This window comes from Bradyrhizobium sp. 138, assembly GCF_023074075.1.
Lineage (GTDB): Bacteria > Pseudomonadota > Alphaproteobacteria > Rhizobiales > Xanthobacteraceae > Bradyrhizobium.
Map to the genome: position 1 here is coordinate 250,957 of NZ_JADPKT010000063.1, position 16,467 is coordinate 267,423.

Here is a 16,467-nt window from a genome sequence, read left to right on the forward strand (position 1 = left end):
CTGGAGCCCCTTTCTTTTGGCAGGGATCTTTTTGATTTCGCACCGAAGAAAGGGATTGCCATTCCGCACCGCCGGCGCAGAAATATCGACCACAAGAAACGAAAATCGGGAGGTCGCCATGCGTTTGGAAGGCGGATGCTATTGCGGCGCAGTTCGCTACAAAGCCGAAGGCGATCCGAGCATGCAGGCCCAGTGTCACTGCCGCGAGTGCCAGTACATCACCGGCGGCGCGCCCAACATCTTCATCGCAATGCCGGCGGCTGGCTTTACCTACATCGCCGGCCAACCCCAACAGTTCACGCGCAGGGACCTCGAACGCGCCATCACGCGCGAGTTCTGTCCCGAATGCGGCACACATCTGGTGAACAACGTTCCGGGCTTGCGTGTCGTCGTCGTGAAGGTTGGCACGTTGGACGAGCCGGGACAGTTCCAGCCGCAAATGGCGATCTACACCTGCGACAGGCAGAAGTTTCATGCGATCCCGGAGGGCATGCCGGCATTCGCGAAGCTGCCGGGGCATTGAGGCTGTCTGGTTCACAAAGCCCGGCCATGACGTTGCCGAAGTATCCGGATCCCCAGCAAAGGCGTGATCGAGCCCCGCATACGGGAGTAACCCCGCATCCCGTTGTTATCCGGCCTTAATATTCCTGCTCTGGACGGAGGCGGCGACCGATGGTTAATCGCGTCTTAACCTCGCCCTATCTATGGTGAACTGAACCGCTTCCCGCCGGCGCCGTGCTGCGACCGGCCGTTCCGAGAGTACTGGCGCCCAGAATGGTCATGACCGCTTCATCCCGCGCGCCGCAGGCCGGTGGAAGCTCCAACAACGAACGCTCGCCCTTCGTCCGGCTGAACGAGCTGCTGGCGCCGCATCAACCCGGCAAGCCCTTGATTTCGCTTGCGGTCGGCGAGCCGCAGCATCCCGTGCCTGATTTCGTCGGCCCGGTGCTGGCCAAGCACATCGCCGATTTCGGCCGTTACCCGATGAACCAGGGCACCGAGCCGTTCCGCCAGGCCGCAAGCACCTGGCTGTCGTCGCGATTCAAGCTGCCGCGGCCGCTTGATCCCAAAAGCGAGATTCTCGTCCTCAATGGCAGCCGCGAGGGGCTGTTCCTCGCCGCGATCGCCGCAAAGCGCTACGTCGGCCCGCGTCCCGGCAAGCCGGCGATCCTGATGCCGAACCCGTTCTATCCGGTCTATGGCGCCGGGGCCTTGGCTGCAGCCTGCGAGCCGGTCCATCTGCCGACCACGATCGAAAACGGCTTCCTGCCCGATCTCGACGCCATCGACGAAGCGACGCTGGCGCGCACCGTGGCGTTCTATCTGGCCTCGCCTGCCAATCCGCAGGGCTCGGTCGCCTCGCGCGATTACTTCACGCGCCTGAAGGGCCTCGCCGATCGCTACGGCTTCATGATCCTCAGCGACGAGTGCTATTCGGAGATCTACACCCGGCAAGCACCAGGCAGTGCGCTCGAATGCGCGGGTGCGGATTTCACCCGTGTGGCCGCGTTCCAGTCGCTGTCGAAGCGCTCCAACCTGCCGGGCCTGCGCGTCGGCTTCGCCGCCGGCGACAAGAGATTCATCGGCATGTTCCTGGAGCTGCGCAACATCGCTGCTCCCCAGGTGCCCGTGCCGCTCCAGCACGTTGCGACCTTTGCCTATGGCGACGAAGCGCATGTCGAAGAGAACCGCCGGCTCTACCGGATCAAGTTCGATCTCGCCGACCAGATCATCGGCAATCGCTACGGCTATCGCCGGCCCGATGCGGGCTTCTGTGTCTGGCTCAACACGTCTGCTATCGGCGACGATGTCTCGGTGTGTCTGAAACTCTTCACCGAAGCAGGCGTGCGCGTGGTGCCCGGCAGCTTTTTGGCGCGGCAGCAGCCAGACGGATTCAATCCCGGCGCGGGCTACATTCGCCTCGCGCTGGTGCAGGATGGCGAGACCACGGCGCAGGCGCTGCACCGGCTGGTCGAGACTCTGGGTTAGGCGGGGCCCATGAGCATGTCGGCAATCGAACGTGTCATTCCACTGGTCGGTCATCTGCCGCCATCGATCCGCGAGGGTCTGGCGCGGCGTATGCGCGAGCTCACCGGCCTCGGCCTGATCGCACTGTCCGGCGTCGCCTCAGCCGCGCTGATGACCTGGTCGGTGCAGGACCCCAGCCTCAGCCACGCTACCTCGCGGCCGATCCGCAACATCCTCGGCTATGCCGGCGCCATCGGCGCCGATCTTGCGATGCAGATTCTTGGGCTCGGCGCGATCATGCTGGTCCTGACCGTCGCGGTCTGGGGCTGGCGTATGATGACGCATCGCCCGTTCGACCGCGAAGCGCTGCGGCTGAGCTCCTGGATTCTCTGCACGGCGATTGCGGCGGGCTTCGTCAGCTGCTGGCCGCATGGCGGCGCATGGCCGCTGCCGACCGGCCTTGGCGGCGTGGTCGGGGACGCCCTGGTGCGGGCGCCTGCGGTGATCTTCGGACCGGCCGGCACGATCTATCGCATCGTGCTGGGCACGATCCTGTTCGCCGCGATGGCCGCGACCTTCCTGATCGCATGCGGTCTCGGCGCCCGTGAGCATGACGACGAGCTCGCGGAGATCGAGGATGACGACAAGCCGCTCGACGAAGGCGAGGAGAGCGACCGGGGCTCGGTGTCGCTGGGCTGGTTGTTCCATGCACTGATGAGCACGAAGGCACGGCTGATCTGGCTGTGTGGTGCCGCTTACCGCTCGCTGGTCTCGAGCGCCCCGAAGACCAAGGCCGCTCAGTTCAGCCGCCAGGAACCGAATCTCGGCGGCAGCCGCGCCGCGCCCTCGATCTCGCCGCAGCCCGAAGACGAGGAATACGACGACCAGCACGAAGAAGAAGATGAGGAGGAAGAGGAGCCGGCCGCGCGCGCCCCGCGCAAGAAGGCAGCCCCGAAAGCCGCTTCCAAGAAATCCTCCGACAAGTTCGAACTCCCGTCAGTGTCGGTGCTGGCAGCGCCCAAGGCCGGCGATCGCCAGCCGCTCAGCAAGGCCGAGCTGGAAGCCAATTCGCGTTCACTCGAAGGCGTGCTGCAGGATTTCGGCGTGCGCGGCGAGATCGTGAAGGCCAACCCCGGTCCCGTCGTCACGCTGTACGAGCTGGAGCCGGCGCCCGGCATCAAGTCGTCGCGCGTGATTGGCCTCGCCGACGACATCGCCCGCTCGATGAGCGCGCTGTCCGCGCGCGTCGCCGTCGTACCCGGCCGCAACGCCATCGGCATCGAGCTGCCGAATGCGCATCGGGAAAAGGTCTATCTGCGCGAACTGCTGATCGCAAAAGAGGCGACCGATACGGTGGCGAAACTGCCGCTCTGCCTCGGCAAGACCATCGGCGGCGATCCTGTCATCATCGACCTCGCGCGCACGCCGCACATGCTGATCGCCGGCACCACCGGCTCCGGCAAATCGGTCGCCATCAACACCATGATCCTCAGCCTGGTCTATCGGCTGCGTCCGGACCAGTGCCGCCTGATCATGGTCGATCCGAAGATGCTCGAACTCTCCGTCTATGACGGCATTCCCCATTTGCTCACGCCGGTCGTGACCGACCCGAAGAAAGCGGTGGTCGCGCTGAAATGGGCGGTGCGCGAGATGGAAGAGCGCTACAAGAACATGGCCAAGCTCGGTGTGCGCAACATCGATGGCTACAACACGCGCCTGCTCGAGCTGAAGGCCAAGGGCGAAGAGCCGACGCGCACGGTGCATACCGGCTTCGACAAGGAGACCGGCAAGGCGATCTACGAGGAAGAGAAGCTCTCGCTCGACCCGCTGCCCTACATCGTCATCATCGTCGACGAAATGGCCGACTTGATGATGGTCGCCGGCAAGGACATCGAAGGCGCGGTCCAGCGCCTCGCGCAGATGGCGCGCGCCGCCGGCCTGCACGTGATCCTGGCGACGCAGCGTCCGTCGGTCGACGTCATCACCGGCACCATCAAGGCGAACTTCCCGACCCGCATCGCCTTCCAGGTCACCTCCAAGATCGACAGCCGCACCATTTTGGGCGAGATGGGCGCCGAGCAGCTGCTCGGCCAGGGCGACATGCTCTACATGGCCGGTGGCGGCCGCATCAGCCGCGTGCACGGACCTTTCGCCTCCGACGAGGAAGTCGAGAAGGTGGTACGTCACCTCAAGACGCAGGGCCAGCCGGAATATCTCGAAGCGGTCACCGCCGAAGAGCCGACCGAGGACGAGGACGGCGCGGTGTTCGACGCCACAGGCATGGGCGGGGATGGCGGCGGCGATCTGTTCACGCAGGCCGTTGCCATCGTCAAACGCGATCGCAAGGCCTCGACCAGCTACATCCAGCGCCGCCTGCAGATCGGCTACAACCGCGCCGCTTCGCTGATGGAGCGCATGGAACTGGAAGGCATCGTCGGACCCGCCAACCACGCCGGCAAGCGCGAGATTCTGGTCGAGGAAGAAGACAGCCATATGTGAGGCAGTCACCTCGACACATCATTTCACGCAAAATCGATATCTGCTTTTGCCCGAAATCACGCTAAAAGACGCCCAGCCACGTTAGGACGACGCGTTGATCAGACATCCGGACATTCGATTCGCTGCCACCATCGCTGCGCGAAGCGCGCGCATGGCCGGCGTGCTGCTCGTCACTGTCACTGCCGCGATGGTGACCGCGACGTCGCTCGCGCAGACCGTGCCGGTGCCGAAGCCCGCGCCGAAGGGCCGTGATGGTGCTCAATCCGGAGGCGGTGGCCCCGCTGTCACCGGCGCGACGCAGACGCCGCCGAACCCGGTGATCCCCGATCCGCGCCGTAACGTGCCGAGCAGCATCTTCCAGACCTTCGATACCAACCAGAAGGCGCAGGCGGCCAAGGTCAGTGCCTATCTCTCGTCGCTGCAGACGCTGGTCGGAAATTTCGTCCAGGTCGGCCCCGACGGCAGCAAGACGAAGGGCGACTTCTACATCCAGAAGCCGGGCAAGGTGCGTTTCGAATATGACGAGCCGAGCCCGATCGACATCGTCGCCGACGGATCCTCGCTGGTGGTGCGCGACCGCAAGCTGGCGACACAGGACGTCTACCCGCTGTCGCAAACGCCGCTGCGCTTCCTGCTGTCCGACCGCATCGACCTGATGAAGGACACCAACGTCGTCAACGTCTCCGCCGACGACGTCTTCGTCAGCGTCACCATCGAGGAGAAGCAGGCGCTCGTCGGCACCAGCCGCCTCCTGTTGATGTTCGGCGCCAAGGACGGCCAGCTGAAACAGTGGACCGTCACCGACCCGCAGGGCTACGACACCACAATCGCGGTCTACAATCTGGATTCGAGCAAGAAGCTCGATCCCGGCATGTTCAAGATCGATTTCACCAATTACGCCCCCGCGCCGGGTTGAGCGCTCCGCTGCCATAGGGTGGGCAAAGGCGCGCTTGCGCCGTGCCCACCACTCTCGCCTCAGGGCGGGCACGTGGGCACGCTTCCGCTTTGCCCACCCTACGAGAGCTCGCTCAGATCCTCGCATTCGGACTCGAGAAGACGGTGGGCACGGCGCTTTGCGCCTTTGCCCACCCCACGAGAGCTTGCTAAGACGCAACTCTCATGCGTCTTTCCCTGACAACCTGGAACATCAATTCGGTGCGGCTGCGCATCGATCTGGTCGCGAAATTCCTCAAGAGCGCGCGGCCGGACGTGCTGTGCCTGCAGGAAACCAAATGTATCGACGATGCCTTCCCGCTGAAGCGCTTCAAGCGGCTCGGCTATGAGCATGTCGCGCTGAACGGGCAGAAGGGTTATCACGGCGTCGCCGTCGTCTCGAAGATCCCATTCGAGTCGAAGGACATCCGCACATTCTGCGACAAGGTGGATTCGCGCCACATCTCGGTGTCGTTCGGCGAGAAGGCCAACATTGCAAAGCCGCTGGTGCTGCATAATTTCTACGTCCCTGCCGGCGGCGACATTCCCGATCCCGCGCTGAACGAGAAGTTCGACCACAAGCTTCGTTTCCTCGACGAGATGAAGGCGTGCGAGCCGCTGCATCCGCGTGGAGAGGACCGCCACATCCTGGTCGGCGATCTCAATGTCGCCCCGCACGAGAACGACGTGTGGTCGCACAAGCAGCTGCTGAAGGTGGTCTCGCATACGCCTGTCGAAACCGAGAAGCTGCAGGCCGCGCTCGAAGCCGGCGAATGGGTCGACGTCGCACGCGATCGCATTCCGCTGTCCGAGAAAGTCTATACGTGGTGGAGCTACCGCTCCGCCGACTGGACCGTCGGCGATCGCGGCCGCAGGCTCGACCACATCTGGGTCTCGCGCGCGCTGAAGGACGCGGTCAGCGATTTCAGGATTCTGCGCGATGCGCGGAGCTGGGAACGGCCGTCGGACCATGTGCCTGTTACGGTGACGCTGGAGGTGTAAGGTCCGTAGCCCGGATGGAGCGAAGCGCAATCCGGGGCAGTCTTTCCGCAGGCGAGAATCCCGGATTTCGCTTCGCTCCATCCGGGCTACGAGGCTACGGGCCTCAGCTCGTCAGCTTCGCACCCGCCATCAAAATGTCGCTGGCAATCTGGCTGGAGCGCACCGCGAATTCGTCGCGCAGGCGCACGGCCGCAGCCGGGTCACTCTCGAGCACGCGCTGGAACAGGCTGCGGGCGACGCGGATGACGGAGGAGTGCTCCAGCGCGATCGCGCTCGACGGCCGCTTCATCGGCACCACCAGCGCAAGCTCGCCGATCAACGCGCCGGGACCTGCGATCATTTCGGCGCCGGCGCCGTCATCGACCCGGAAGGCGCCGCGTTGGACCACGAAGCCGGCATCGGCATCGTCGCCAAGATTGAACAGGATGTCGCCGCGGACGAAGTTGCGCTGCTCGGAGCCGATCGCCAGCATGCGCAACGAGGCGTCTCCCAACAGGCGCAATGTCGGGACACGCTCGAGAAGCGCTACGTCGTCGTCGATTGACATTCAGATCCGAGGCTCAAGGGCATGCGATCTAAAACGATTCGCACGCCCTTCAAGCGTATCACGGCACCAGCTTGTAGCCACCGGCTTCCGTGACCAGGATTTCCGGGTTGGCGGCGTCCTTCTCGATCTTCTGGCGCAGGCGGTAGATGTGGGTTTCCAGCGTATGGGTGGTGACGCCGGAATTATACCCCCAGACCTCCTGGAGCAGGGTCTCGCGCGAGACCGGCATCTGGCCGGCGCGGTAGAGGAAGCGGAGGATGGCGGTTTCCTTCTCGGTGAGCCGCACCTTGCGCGCATTGGCGGCGGTCAGCATCTTGGAGCCGGGCCGGAAGGAGTAGGGGCCGACCGAGAACACCGCGTCCTCGCTGGCCTCGTGCTGGCGGAGCTGGGCGCGGATACGGGCCAAGAGGACGGCGAAGCGGAAGGGCTTTGCCACATAGTCGTTGGCGCCGGATTCCAGCCCCAAAATCGTGTCGGAATCGGTGTCGTGCCCGGTCAGCATGATGATCGGGGCCTTGAATCCGCCCTTGCGCAGGGAGCGGACCACCTCGCGGCCGTCGGTGTCGGGCAGGCCGACATCCATCAGGACGAGATCGGGGGCATTGGCCTTCGCGGCGCTCGCGCCTTTGGCGCCGGTATCGACGGCGGAAGCTTCGAACTCTTCGTGTAGCGATAATTGCTCCACCAACGTGTCGCGCAGATCGGTATCGTCATCCACGATCAGGATCTTGCGGGCATTGGCCATAGGGGGTCATCCTTTTGGGGGTCCGACTCGGCGCGCATCCATGCTGCACCCAGCCGTGAGGGAAGTTTAGGGGGTCGCTGTTGTTATTGTTGTTCGTGTTGAAGTAGTGGGCTGTCACCGATTCACAAGCCAGAACCACTCTAACCCAGAATAGCAGGGCACTTTGATGAATGTCCTGTAATGAATTCGACATCGCATTTTCACATGAAAAACAAAGCAACGTCAGTTGGTTACACCATGAATCGAAGCGCCAGGCCGCTCTCCGCGATCCGCGTTAAGCCTGCAGCCGGCAATCCGCGCCGAGGCTGGCTGACGGCGGGATCGCTGACCATACCGGTCGCGCTGGGGCGTGGCGGCATCCTGGCCAACAAGCGCGAGGGCGACGGCGGCACCCCCAGGGGCAGCTTCCGTCCCAGGCGGTTGTGGTGGCGGGGCGACCGGCACAGTCGTCCCAAGAGCTTCTTGCCGGCCCGGATCATCACCGCAGCGGACGCTTGGTGCGAGGATCCCAGCGATCGCCATTACAATCAGGGAATCCGGCTCGGCGAGGGGCAGGGCGGTGACCGGCTCAAACGCGCCGACCATCTCTATGACTTCATCATCGAGATCGACCACAACACGCGGCCACGGATCGCCGGCCGTGGCAGCGCGGTATTTTTGCACCTGGCTCGCGACAATTTCGGCCCGACCGCAGGCTGCGTCTCCATGACGAAATCTGCGATGCTGCAATTGCTGCGGCGATTGGGACCAAGAACAAAAATCATCATCGGGTGAGGATACATGCTCGACAGGGATCAGATCGCGGCCGCATCGCGCGTCCTCGTTCAACATTGGCGCGACGGCTCCAAGCTTGACGCGCTGGAGACGCGCTTGCGGCCGCAGAGCCGCGCTGAGGGCTACGCCATCCAGGCTGCGCTCGAAACCCAGTCGTTTGGAAAACTGTTCGGCTGGAAGATCGCGGCCACCAGCGTATCAGGACAGAAGCACATCAATGTCGCGGGGCCGCTGGCCGGCCGCATCCTGAGCGACACCGTGATCGCAGACGGCGGCACCGCCGCGATGAAGGGCAACGAGATGCGCGTCGGCGAGCCGGAATTCGCCTTCCGCATGGGACGCGACCTGCCGCCGCGCGCGGCGCCGTATACGGTCGACGAGGTGCTGGCCGCCGTCGACAGCTTCCATCCCGCGATCGAGATTCCCGATTCGCGCTTTACCGATTTCGCCAATGCCGGCGAGGCGCAGCTCATCGCCGACAATGCTTGCGCGCATCTGTTCGTGCTGGGCGCGGCGACGGCTGCGAACTGGCGCGCGATGGATCTCGTCGAGGAGCGGCCAGCGATCACGCTGCGCGGCGAGCGCTATATCGGCCACGGCAAGAACGTGCTCGGCGATCCCCGCGTTGCGCTGGCCTGGCTTGCCAATGAGCTACGCGGGCTCGGCATCACCTTGCGGGCAGGGGAGGTCGTGACAACAGGCACGTGTCATCCGCCGCTGCCGATCCAGGCCGGCGATCAGTTTGCGGTGGATTTTGGTGTGTTGGGGAAGGTGTCGGTGGGGTTCGTGTAGGCGCAACCACTCCGCTGTCATTCCGAGCCCATCTCCCTCAGCGCGTCATTGCGAGCGCAGCGAAGCAATCCAGACTGCCTCAACGGAAAGATTCTGGATTGCTTCGCTGCGCTCGCAATGACGAAATAGAGAGCTCGCGTAACTCCCGATCCTCGCCAACGCCTATCACCTGTGTCCGAAGATCGCGCTGCCTACGCGCACATGGGTGGCACCTAACATGATGGCGTTGGCAAAATCCGCGCTCATGCCCATCGAGAGATTCGTCAATCCATTGCGCGCGGCGATCTTGGCGGTGAGAGCAAAGTGCGCCGCCGGTGGTTCGTCGACCGGCGGGATGCACATCAATCCGGAGATCGTCAGACCATAGGTGTCGCGGCAGCTGGCGAGGAAGGCGTCGGCCTCGCCGGGCGCGACGCCGGCCTTCTGCGGCTCCTCGCCGGTGTTGATCTGGACGAAGAGCTGCGGATGCTTGTTCTGGGATTCGATTTCCTTGGCTAACGCTTGGCAAATGCTCGGACGGTCGACCGAATGGATCGCATCGAACAACGCGACCGCCTCTTTCGCCTTGTTGGATTGCAGCGGGCCGATCAGATGCAGCGCGATGCCAGAGTAAACAGACGTTAACGCGGGCCACTTGCTCTTGGCCTCCTGCACCCGATTCTCGCCGAATACACGCTGTCCGGCGGTGATCACCGGCGTGATGGCATCCGCGGCGAAAGTCTTGGATACCGCGATCAGCGTCACGGAGGCGCGGTCGCGCTGCGCATCCTTGCAGGCGCGTGCAATTTCGGCTTCGACCGCGGCGAGCGCGTTTGGTGAATGGCCGGTTACCGGCGCGGCATTGGCTTCTGTCATGGCGTCGTTTGGTTGTGCTCGTAACCGGAGGTAAGTCCAATTTTACCGAGTTCAAGCAAGAGTTTTTGAACCCTTCGCTTTACCTTGGCCCGCGGGGTGGGTAGCGAAGATGGCAAGCATCAGTCTCAACCGCAAGCGAGCGAAACTCAAGCAGGTTGTCGGAATCCGGGCGCGGCTCGCGTTGCTCGCGGTGATTCTGGTGGCGCCCTTGATGCTCGAGCGCATCCGTTCGCTCGAAGACACCCGCGCCCGGCAGATCGCGCAGGCCACGGTTGAATTCACGACCGTCGCAAGGCACAGCGCCGACGCGCAGCGCGAGGTGATTTCGTCGGTCGAAACCATCCTGAAATCGGAAGCTTTCATCCGCGCCTCCGCCGGCGGCGTCAGCAAGAGCTGCGACGTGCTGCGCGCGAGTCTGCCGTCGAACCTGCCCTGGATCCGCACGCTTTTGATCGCCGGCCAGGACGGACGCATTCAATGCGCCACCAACAACATGTATGTCGGCCTCGATCTCAGTGACCGGCCCTACTTCCAGCAGGCCCAGGAAACCGGCCGCTTCGTACTGAGCGACTTCATCATGTCGCGGCCGGTGCCGACGCCGACCGTGATGGCGGTCTACCCGGTGTCCGCCTTCAGCGGCGTGCCCGATGCCGTCGTGCTCGCCACGGTCAATCTCGACTGGATGTCGAAGGTGATGAGCAATCTGGGCGGCCGCGCCGGCATCACCGCCGTGCTGGTCGACAGCGCGGGCACCGTGCTCGCCGCCCCCGCCGATCAGCACAGCGCGGTCGGCCGGCCCCTCGACAATTTGCCGTTGATGTCCGCGATCGCCGACCGTGCGCTACGGTCTGACCAGGATGAGGGCTCGCTGTCTTTCCTCGCCGCCGACGGCTCCCGCCGCGCGGTCAGCTACATCCGCATCGCGGGCACCAATGCCCGCCTGATCGCCAGCATCGACGAAGACAAGGTGTCCGCGGCGGTCAGCCGCGACATTCGCACCGCCTATCTTCAGCTCGCTTTCGTCGTCGTGTTCGTCCTGCTCGGCGCGCTGATTGCCGCCGAGAAACTTGTCATCAAGCCGATCGAGATGCTCGTCGACATGGCCAAGCGTCTCGGCGAGGGCGATCTGTCGGCCCGCGCGGCGCGCAATCGCCTGCCGGCCGAGTTCGTGCCGCTGGCCCGCGCGTTCAACGCGATGGCCGCGCAGCTGAGCCAGCGCGAGCGCGAGCTGATCGCGAGCAACGACCGCCTGACGGTGATGGCCTCGATCGACATGCTCTCGGGGCTCGCCAACCGGCGCGGCTTCCAGAGCCGGCTCGACTTCGAATGGATGCGCGCGCAGCAATATGGCAGCGACCTCGCGCTGCTGATGATCGATGTCGATCATTTCAAGCTGTTCAACGACACCTATGGCCATCTCGAAGGCGATTCCTGCCTGACCAGGCTCGGCGAATCCCTGTCCGGCATTGCCGCCGACAACATGGGCTTCGCGGCACGCTACGGCGGCGAGGAATTCTGCCTTTTGCTGCCGAACACCGACGTGACGCGCGCCGTCGAAATCGGCGAGCAGGTGCGCGCAGCCGTGCTGAAGCTCTGCCTGCCGCACATCACGTCGGCCCATATGATCGTCACGGTCTCGATCGGCGTTGCCGCCACGAAGCCCAACGAGAGCTTGCGTCCGGGCGACCTGATCGAAGCCGCCGACGCCGCGCTCTACGCCGCAAAACACCGCGGCCGCAACAACGTCGTCGAGCACGGCATCCTGGTGATCGACCACGGCGCGGCCGAGATCGCGATGGCGGGCTAGACCGCCGCAATCTCCCGATCGAGCTCCGTCTCGGCAACCACGCGATTGCGGCCGTTTCTTTTCGCCAGATAGAGCGCGCGGTCGCAGCGTTCGACCAGGTCGCCCATGGCCTCTCCCGGCTGAAACTGCGCAGCACCGATCGAAACCGTGATGGAGGGAAGCGTTTCGCCGGTCGAACGGCGGGTAATCTGGCACTCGGCGATGGAGCGTCGGACACGCTCGGCGATCACCGCCGCGGCAGAAAGATCGGCACCGGGCAACACGGCGATCAATTCCTCGCCGCCATAGCGCGCCGGCAAATCGACCTCGCGGACCTTGTCACGCAGGACCTGGGCCATGAGGCGCAAGACCTGGTCGCCGACGCCATGTCCGAAGCTGTCGTTGAACTTCTTGAAGTGATCGATGTCGAGCATCAGCAGACTGAGCGGCTCGCCTTGCTCCATCGCGGCGATCTGGGCCTTGCGGAAGAACTCCTCCAGCGCACGGCGATTGGGCAGGCCGGTGAGCGTATCGGTCCTGGCGCGCTCCTCGGACTTGCTCAGGTTTTCCCTGATAGCCTCGAGCTCTCGCGTCTTGTCCGCGAAGCTTGCCTCGAGCTTGGTTGCGCGACTGGCGGCCTTGGCAAGCTCGCTCATCAACTGCTGCACGAGCAATTTCGGATCGGAGCCGGCCTGTCCCTGGTCGGCAACATCATGGATCGCCCGCATCTGCGCGTGGTTGTCGGCAATGGCGGTTGCGAGAAAGACCTGAGCCGCATCCATCACCGAGTGCAGCTGCTGGGAAGCCAAGGAGGCCGCCGAGCCATCGGGCGCGGCGACATAGGTGGAAAACAGATCCCGGTTGACGTTCGCGTCGAACTTGCACCTGTTGCCGATGAGGATATCGATGGCGCGCTGCAGGTCGCTTGGCACGCCCATCGAATAGACGAACCAGACGTTGAAATTATCCGGCGTGGCGGGCACGTGTTGCGCAGCCATGCACTGAACGGCTTTCTGCGCGACGGATGCTGCGTAATCGTAATCGAGTTCGTCGAAAGCGGTGGCGATCATAGACGCAAGGTCCCGGCCTCAGGTTCCCAACAACTTGGCCCCACAGCCTTAATCACCTCTTGAGATCGAGCCTCCTCCGTAATGGACCGGAGCCTGGACGTGTGACCGAGGGGATTCCATCGGTTTTCGGCAACCCATTGACCCGTTACGGACTTTTATGGCCTAGTCCGCCGTCTTGAGACGGCCGAACCCACGAAAACCCGAACGATTCCATGACCTCCGAACGCTATAACGCCCGCGACGCCGAACCGCGCTGGCAACGCCTCTGGGACGAACAGGCGATCTTCGTCTCGCGCAACGACGATGCGCGGCCGAAATACTATGTGCTCGAGATGTTCCCCTACCCGTCCGGGCGCATCCATATCGGCCATGTCCGGAATTATACGCTCGGCGACGTGCTGGCCCGCTTCATGCGCGCCAAGGGGTTCAACGTGCTGCACCCCATGGGCTGGGACGCCTTCGGCCTGCCGGCCGAGAATGCCGCGATCGAGCGCAAGGTCGCGCCGAAGGCCTGGACCTACGACAACATCGCCGCGATGAAGAAGCAGCTCCGCTCGATCGGGCTGTCGCTGGACTGGTCGCGCGAATTCGCGACCTGCGATCCCAGCTACTACAAGCATCAGCAGAAGATGTTCCTGGACATGCTCGCCGCGGGCCTCGCCGAGCGCGAGAAGCGCAAGCTCAACTGGGATCCGGTCGACATGACCGTGCTCGCCAACGAGCAGGTCATCGACGGCCGCGGCTGGCGCTCCGGTGCGATCGTCGAGCAGCGCGAGATGAGCCAGTGGGTCTTCAAGATCACGAAGTACTCGCAGGAATTGCTGTCGGCACTGGATGGGCTGGACCGCTGGCCTGACAAGGTGCGGCTGATGCAGCGCAACTGGATCGGCCGCTCCGAAGGCCTGCTGGTCCGCTTTGCGCTGGATGCGGCGACGACGCCGGCCGGCGAGAGCGAGCTGAAGATATTCACGACGCGCCCGGACACGCTGTTCGGCGCGAAGTTCATGGCGATCTCCGCGGATCATCCACTGGCGCAGGCAGCCGCCGCGAAGAATCCGAAGCTCGCGGAATTCATCGCCGACATCAAGAAGATCGGCACCGCACAGTCGATCATCGACACCGCGGAGAAGCAGGGTTTCGACACCGGCATCCGCGCGGTGCATCCGTTCGATCCCTCCTGGAAGCTGCCGGTCTATGTCGCCAATTTTGTGCTGATGGAGTACGGCACCGGCGCCATCTTCGGCTGTCCGGCGCACGACCAGCGCGACCTCGACTTCGTCAACAAGTACAATCTCGGCAACACGCCCGTCGTGTGCCCCGAGGGCCAAGACCCGAAGACGTTCGTGATCACCGATACCGCCTATGACGGTGACGGCCGCATGATCAATTCGCGCTTCCTCGACGGCATGACGATCGATCAGGCCAAGGACGAAGTTGCAAAACGTCTGGAAAACGAGTTGCGCGGCAACGCGCCGGTCGGCGAGCGGCAGGTGAACTTCCGCCTGCGCGACTGGGGCATCTCGCGCCAGCGCTATTGGGGCTGCCCGATCCCGGTCATCCATTGTCCAACGTGCGACGTGGTCCCGGTGCCGGACGCCGACCTGCCGGTGGTGCTGCCGGAGGATGTCAGCTTCGACAGACCGGGCAACGCGCTGGATCACCATCCGACGTGGAAGCACGTCACCTGTCCGAAATGCGGTGGCAAGGCCCAGCGCGAAACCGACACCATGGACACTTTCGTGGATTCGTCCTGGTATTTCGCCCGCTTCACCGATCCCTGGAACGAGAACGCGCCGACGACGCCCGCCGTCGCCAACCGGATGCTCCCGGTCGACCAGTATATCGGCGGCGTCGAGCACGCGATCCTGCATCTGCTCTACAGCCGCTTCTTCACCCGCGCGATGAAGGCGACCGGACATATCGGCATGGACGAGCCGTTCGCCGGCATGTTCACCCAGGGCATGGTGGTACACGAGACCTACCAGAAGGCCGACGGCACTTATGTGCAGCCGGCCGAGGTCAAGGTCGAGGTCGGCGGCAACGGACGCCGCGCCACGCTGCTCGGCACAGGCGAGGACATCCAGATCGGCCCGATCGAGAAGATGTCGAAGTCGAAGAAGAACACGGTCGACCCCGACGACATCATCGAGACCTACGGCGCCGACGTCGCCCGCTGGTTCATGCTGTCGGACTCCCCGCCCGACCGCGACGTGATCTGGAGCGATGAGCGCGTCCAGGGCGCCTCGCGCTTCGTGCAGCGGCTGTGGCGGCTGGTGAACGATTCCGTCGAGGTCGGCAAGGGCGCGCCGGCGGCCCGACCGGCCAGCTTCGGCCCCGATGCCACAGCCTTGCGCAAAGCCGCCCATGGTGCGCTGGACAAAGTCACCACCGGGATCGAGCGGCTGCACTTCAACGTCTGCCTCGCCCATATCCGCGAGTTCGCCAATACCTTCTCGGAGATCCTGCAGCGCCCCGGCCAGCCGGCGGCCAACCTCCCGCCAGATTTGGCCTGGGCGATCCGGGAGGCCGGCCAGATCCTGGTCCAGCTGTTCTCCCCGATGATGCCGCACCTCGCCGAGGAGTGCTGGCAGGTTTTGGGCCAGAGCGGGCTGGTTTCCGAGGCCAATTGGCCCCAAATCGAACGCGATTTGCTGGTTGAAGACAGCGTGACCCTTGTGGTCCAGGTCAATGGCAAGAAGCGGGGTGAGGTCACAGTTGCAACAGCGGCCCAGAATCCGGAAATCGAGGCTGCCGTTTTGGCCCTCGATGCGGTAAAGCTGGCCCTGGACGGCAAGCCCGTCCGCAAGGTGATCATCGTCCCCAAGAGGATCGTAAATGTTGTCGGCTAGGATCCGCATCGCAGCCCGCTTGCTGGCGGTCGCCGCCTTGGCCGCGCTGACGGCCGGCTGCTTCCAGCCGATGTATGCCGAGCGAAGCGACGGCACCCCCGGCCTGCGCGAGAAGCTGATGGGCATCGAGCTGCCTCCCATCAACAAGCCCAATGCCTCCCGCGAGGCCCGCGTCGGCGTCGAAATCCGCAACGCGCTCGCCTTCAAGCTTTACGGGAGCGCGACAGGCATGCCGCCGACCCACAAGCTGGACATCCGCTTCACCACCAGCCGTTCCTCGCTGATCGTCAGCGCCATGACGGGACTGCCGACCAGCGAAAATCTCGGTATCGACGCCCAGTACAATCTGGTCGAGGTCGCGACCGGCAGGTCGGTCATGACCGGCTCGACCTTCTCCCGCGTGTCCTACGACATGCCGGGGTCCTATCAGCGCTTCTCGCGCACCCGCGCCGTGCGCGATGCCGAGGATCGCGCCGCCAACGAGATCGCCGAGAACATCACAACCCGGCTTGCCTCGTTCTTCACTGCCGGCACGTAAATCACTCCAGTCATTCCGGGGCGCCCGCAGGACGAACCCGGAATCTCGATCTCCAACCTCTGGATTCTCTGGTGCGCAATTGCGCACCGTAGTTCGCGCGCTGCGCGCC

At 64.1% G+C, this 16,467-nt stretch carries 14 protein-coding genes; 10 read left to right on the forward strand and 4 right to left on the reverse strand.

Features of this window, described 5'->3' with window-relative positions; genetic code table 11:
* The first annotated feature begins 16 nt into the window (after nucleotides 1-16).
* From IVA79_RS21380 to xth, 5 genes are all read left to right on the forward strand, one after another.
* A complete protein-coding gene (locus tag IVA79_RS21380; protein WP_247556318.1) occupies nucleotides 17-523 on the forward strand; it encodes a GFA family protein in 507 nt (168 codons plus the stop codon).
* 251 nt (nucleotides 524-774) lie between these two features.
* Nucleotides 775-1,989: an aminotransferase class I/II-fold pyridoxal phosphate-dependent enzyme gene (locus IVA79_RS21385; RefSeq protein ID WP_247556319.1), complete on the forward strand. Its 1,215-nt coding sequence runs from the start codon at nucleotides 775-777 to the stop codon at nucleotides 1,987-1,989.
* Nucleotides 1,990-1,998: 9 nt separating this feature from the next.
* Nucleotides 1,999-4,467 carry a DNA translocase FtsK gene (locus tag IVA79_RS21390; protein ID WP_247556321.1) on the forward strand — a complete coding sequence of 823 codons (2,469 nt, stop codon included), beginning with the start codon at nucleotides 1,999-2,001 and terminating at the stop codon, nucleotides 4,465-4,467.
* A 151-nt stretch (nucleotides 4,468-4,618) separates the two neighbouring features.
* A complete protein-coding gene (locus IVA79_RS21395; protein WP_247556554.1) occupies nucleotides 4,619-5,383 on the forward strand; it encodes an outer membrane lipoprotein carrier protein LolA in 765 nt (254 codons plus the stop codon).
* Nucleotides 5,384-5,586: 203 nt separating this feature from the next.
* Nucleotides 5,587-6,402 carry an exodeoxyribonuclease III gene (gene xth / locus IVA79_RS21400; protein WP_247556324.1) on the forward strand — a complete coding sequence of 272 codons (816 nt, stop codon included), beginning with the start codon at nucleotides 5,587-5,589 and terminating at the stop codon, nucleotides 6,400-6,402.
* Between the two features lie 103 nt (nucleotides 6,403-6,505).
* On the opposite strand, the gene IVA79_RS21405 is transcribed toward xth, so the two are convergent.
* Both IVA79_RS21405 and IVA79_RS21410 read right to left on the reverse strand, forming a co-directional pair.
* Complete coding sequence (locus IVA79_RS21405; RefSeq protein ID WP_247556325.1) at nucleotides 6,506-6,949, reverse strand: cyclic nucleotide-binding domain-containing protein; 444 nt, start codon at nucleotides 6,947-6,949, stop codon at nucleotides 6,506-6,508.
* A gap of 58 nt (nucleotides 6,950-7,007) precedes the next feature.
* On the reverse strand, nucleotides 7,008-7,694 hold the full coding sequence (locus IVA79_RS21410) for a response regulator transcription factor (RefSeq protein WP_007598630.1): 687 nt from the start codon (nucleotides 7,692-7,694) through the stop codon (nucleotides 7,008-7,010).
* Between the two features lie 204 nt (nucleotides 7,695-7,898).
* Between IVA79_RS21410 and IVA79_RS21415 the strand changes: the two genes are divergently transcribed.
* Both IVA79_RS21415 and IVA79_RS21420 read left to right on the forward strand, forming a co-directional pair.
* A complete protein-coding gene (locus IVA79_RS21415) occupies nucleotides 7,899-8,468 on the forward strand; it encodes a L,D-transpeptidase family protein (RefSeq protein WP_247556327.1) in 570 nt (189 codons plus the stop codon).
* A gap of 6 nt (nucleotides 8,469-8,474) precedes the next feature.
* The gene (locus IVA79_RS21420) at nucleotides 8,475-9,260 is read left to right on the forward strand and encodes a fumarylacetoacetate hydrolase family protein (protein WP_247556329.1); all 786 of its coding nucleotides are present in this window, start codon (nucleotides 8,475-8,477) and stop codon (nucleotides 9,258-9,260) included.
* Nucleotides 9,261-9,425: 165 nt separating this feature from the next.
* Here the strand turns inward: IVA79_RS21420 and IVA79_RS21425 are convergent, their stop codons facing one another.
* Nucleotides 9,426-10,115 carry a YggS family pyridoxal phosphate-dependent enzyme gene (locus IVA79_RS21425; protein ID WP_247556331.1) on the reverse strand — a complete coding sequence of 230 codons (690 nt, stop codon included), beginning with the start codon at nucleotides 10,113-10,115 and terminating at the stop codon, nucleotides 9,426-9,428.
* 109 nt (nucleotides 10,116-10,224) lie between these two features.
* Between IVA79_RS21425 and IVA79_RS21430 the strand changes: the two genes are divergently transcribed.
* On the forward strand, nucleotides 10,225-11,922 hold the full coding sequence (locus IVA79_RS21430; RefSeq protein ID WP_247556333.1) for a diguanylate cyclase: 1,698 nt from the start codon (nucleotides 10,225-10,227) through the stop codon (nucleotides 11,920-11,922).
* On the opposite strand, the gene IVA79_RS21435 is transcribed toward IVA79_RS21430, so the two are convergent.
* Nucleotides 11,919-12,899, reverse strand: coding sequence for a GGDEF domain-containing protein (locus tag IVA79_RS21435; RefSeq protein WP_247556557.1), 981 nt, complete (start codon nucleotides 12,897-12,899; stop codon nucleotides 11,919-11,921). The genes IVA79_RS21430 and IVA79_RS21435 overlap by 4 nt on opposite strands.
* 284 nt (nucleotides 12,900-13,183) lie before the next feature.
* Here IVA79_RS21435 and leuS point away from each other — a divergent pair, with 284 nt between their 5' ends.
* A complete protein-coding gene (gene leuS, locus IVA79_RS21440) occupies nucleotides 13,184-15,820 on the forward strand; it encodes a leucine--tRNA ligase (protein WP_247556336.1) in 2,637 nt (878 codons plus the stop codon).
* Nucleotides 15,807-16,358 carry an LPS assembly lipoprotein LptE gene (lptE, locus tag IVA79_RS21445; protein ID WP_247556340.1) on the forward strand — a complete coding sequence of 184 codons (552 nt, stop codon included), beginning with the start codon at nucleotides 15,807-15,809 and terminating at the stop codon, nucleotides 16,356-16,358. The genes leuS and lptE overlap by 14 nt, the downstream gene beginning before the upstream one ends.
* Nucleotides 16,359-16,467: the final 109 nt, after the last annotated feature.

Excerpts from the sequence above, each read along its gene's own strand:
- IVA79_RS21385 (WP_247556319.1), top strand. The coding sequence starts at position 775 with ATGGTCATGACCGCTTCATCCCGCGCGCCGCAGGCCGGTGGAAGCTCC.
- IVA79_RS21390 (WP_247556321.1), top strand. The coding sequence starts at position 1,999 with ATGAGCATGTCGGCAATCGAACGTGTCATTCCACTGGTCGGTCATCTG.
- IVA79_RS21395 (WP_247556554.1), top strand. The coding sequence starts at position 4,619 with ATGGCCGGCGTGCTGCTCGTCACTGTCACTGCCGCGATGGTGACCGCG.
- xth (WP_247556324.1), top strand. The coding sequence starts at position 5,587 with ATGCGTCTTTCCCTGACAACCTGGAACATCAATTCGGTGCGGCTGCGC.
- IVA79_RS21405 (WP_247556325.1), bottom strand. The coding sequence starts at position 6,949 with ATGTCAATCGACGACGACGTAGCGCTTCTCGAGCGTGTCCCGACATTG.
- IVA79_RS21410 (WP_007598630.1), bottom strand. The coding sequence starts at position 7,694 with ATGGCCAATGCCCGCAAGATCCTGATCGTGGATGACGATACCGATCTG.
- IVA79_RS21415 (WP_247556327.1), top strand. The coding sequence starts at position 7,899 with ATGAAAAACAAAGCAACGTCAGTTGGTTACACCATGAATCGAAGCGCC.
- IVA79_RS21420 (WP_247556329.1), top strand. The coding sequence starts at position 8,475 with ATGCTCGACAGGGATCAGATCGCGGCCGCATCGCGCGTCCTCGTTCAA.
- IVA79_RS21425 (WP_247556331.1), bottom strand. The coding sequence starts at position 10,115 with ATGACAGAAGCCAATGCCGCGCCGGTAACCGGCCATTCACCAAACGCG.
- IVA79_RS21430 (WP_247556333.1), top strand. The coding sequence starts at position 10,225 with ATGGCAAGCATCAGTCTCAACCGCAAGCGAGCGAAACTCAAGCAGGTT.
- IVA79_RS21435 (WP_247556557.1), bottom strand. The coding sequence starts at position 12,899 with ATGGCTGCGCAACACGTGCCCGCCACGCCGGATAATTTCAACGTCTGG.
- leuS (WP_247556336.1), top strand. The coding sequence starts at position 13,184 with ATGACCTCCGAACGCTATAACGCCCGCGACGCCGAACCGCGCTGGCAA.
- lptE (WP_247556340.1), top strand. The coding sequence starts at position 15,807 with ATGTTGTCGGCTAGGATCCGCATCGCAGCCCGCTTGCTGGCGGTCGCC.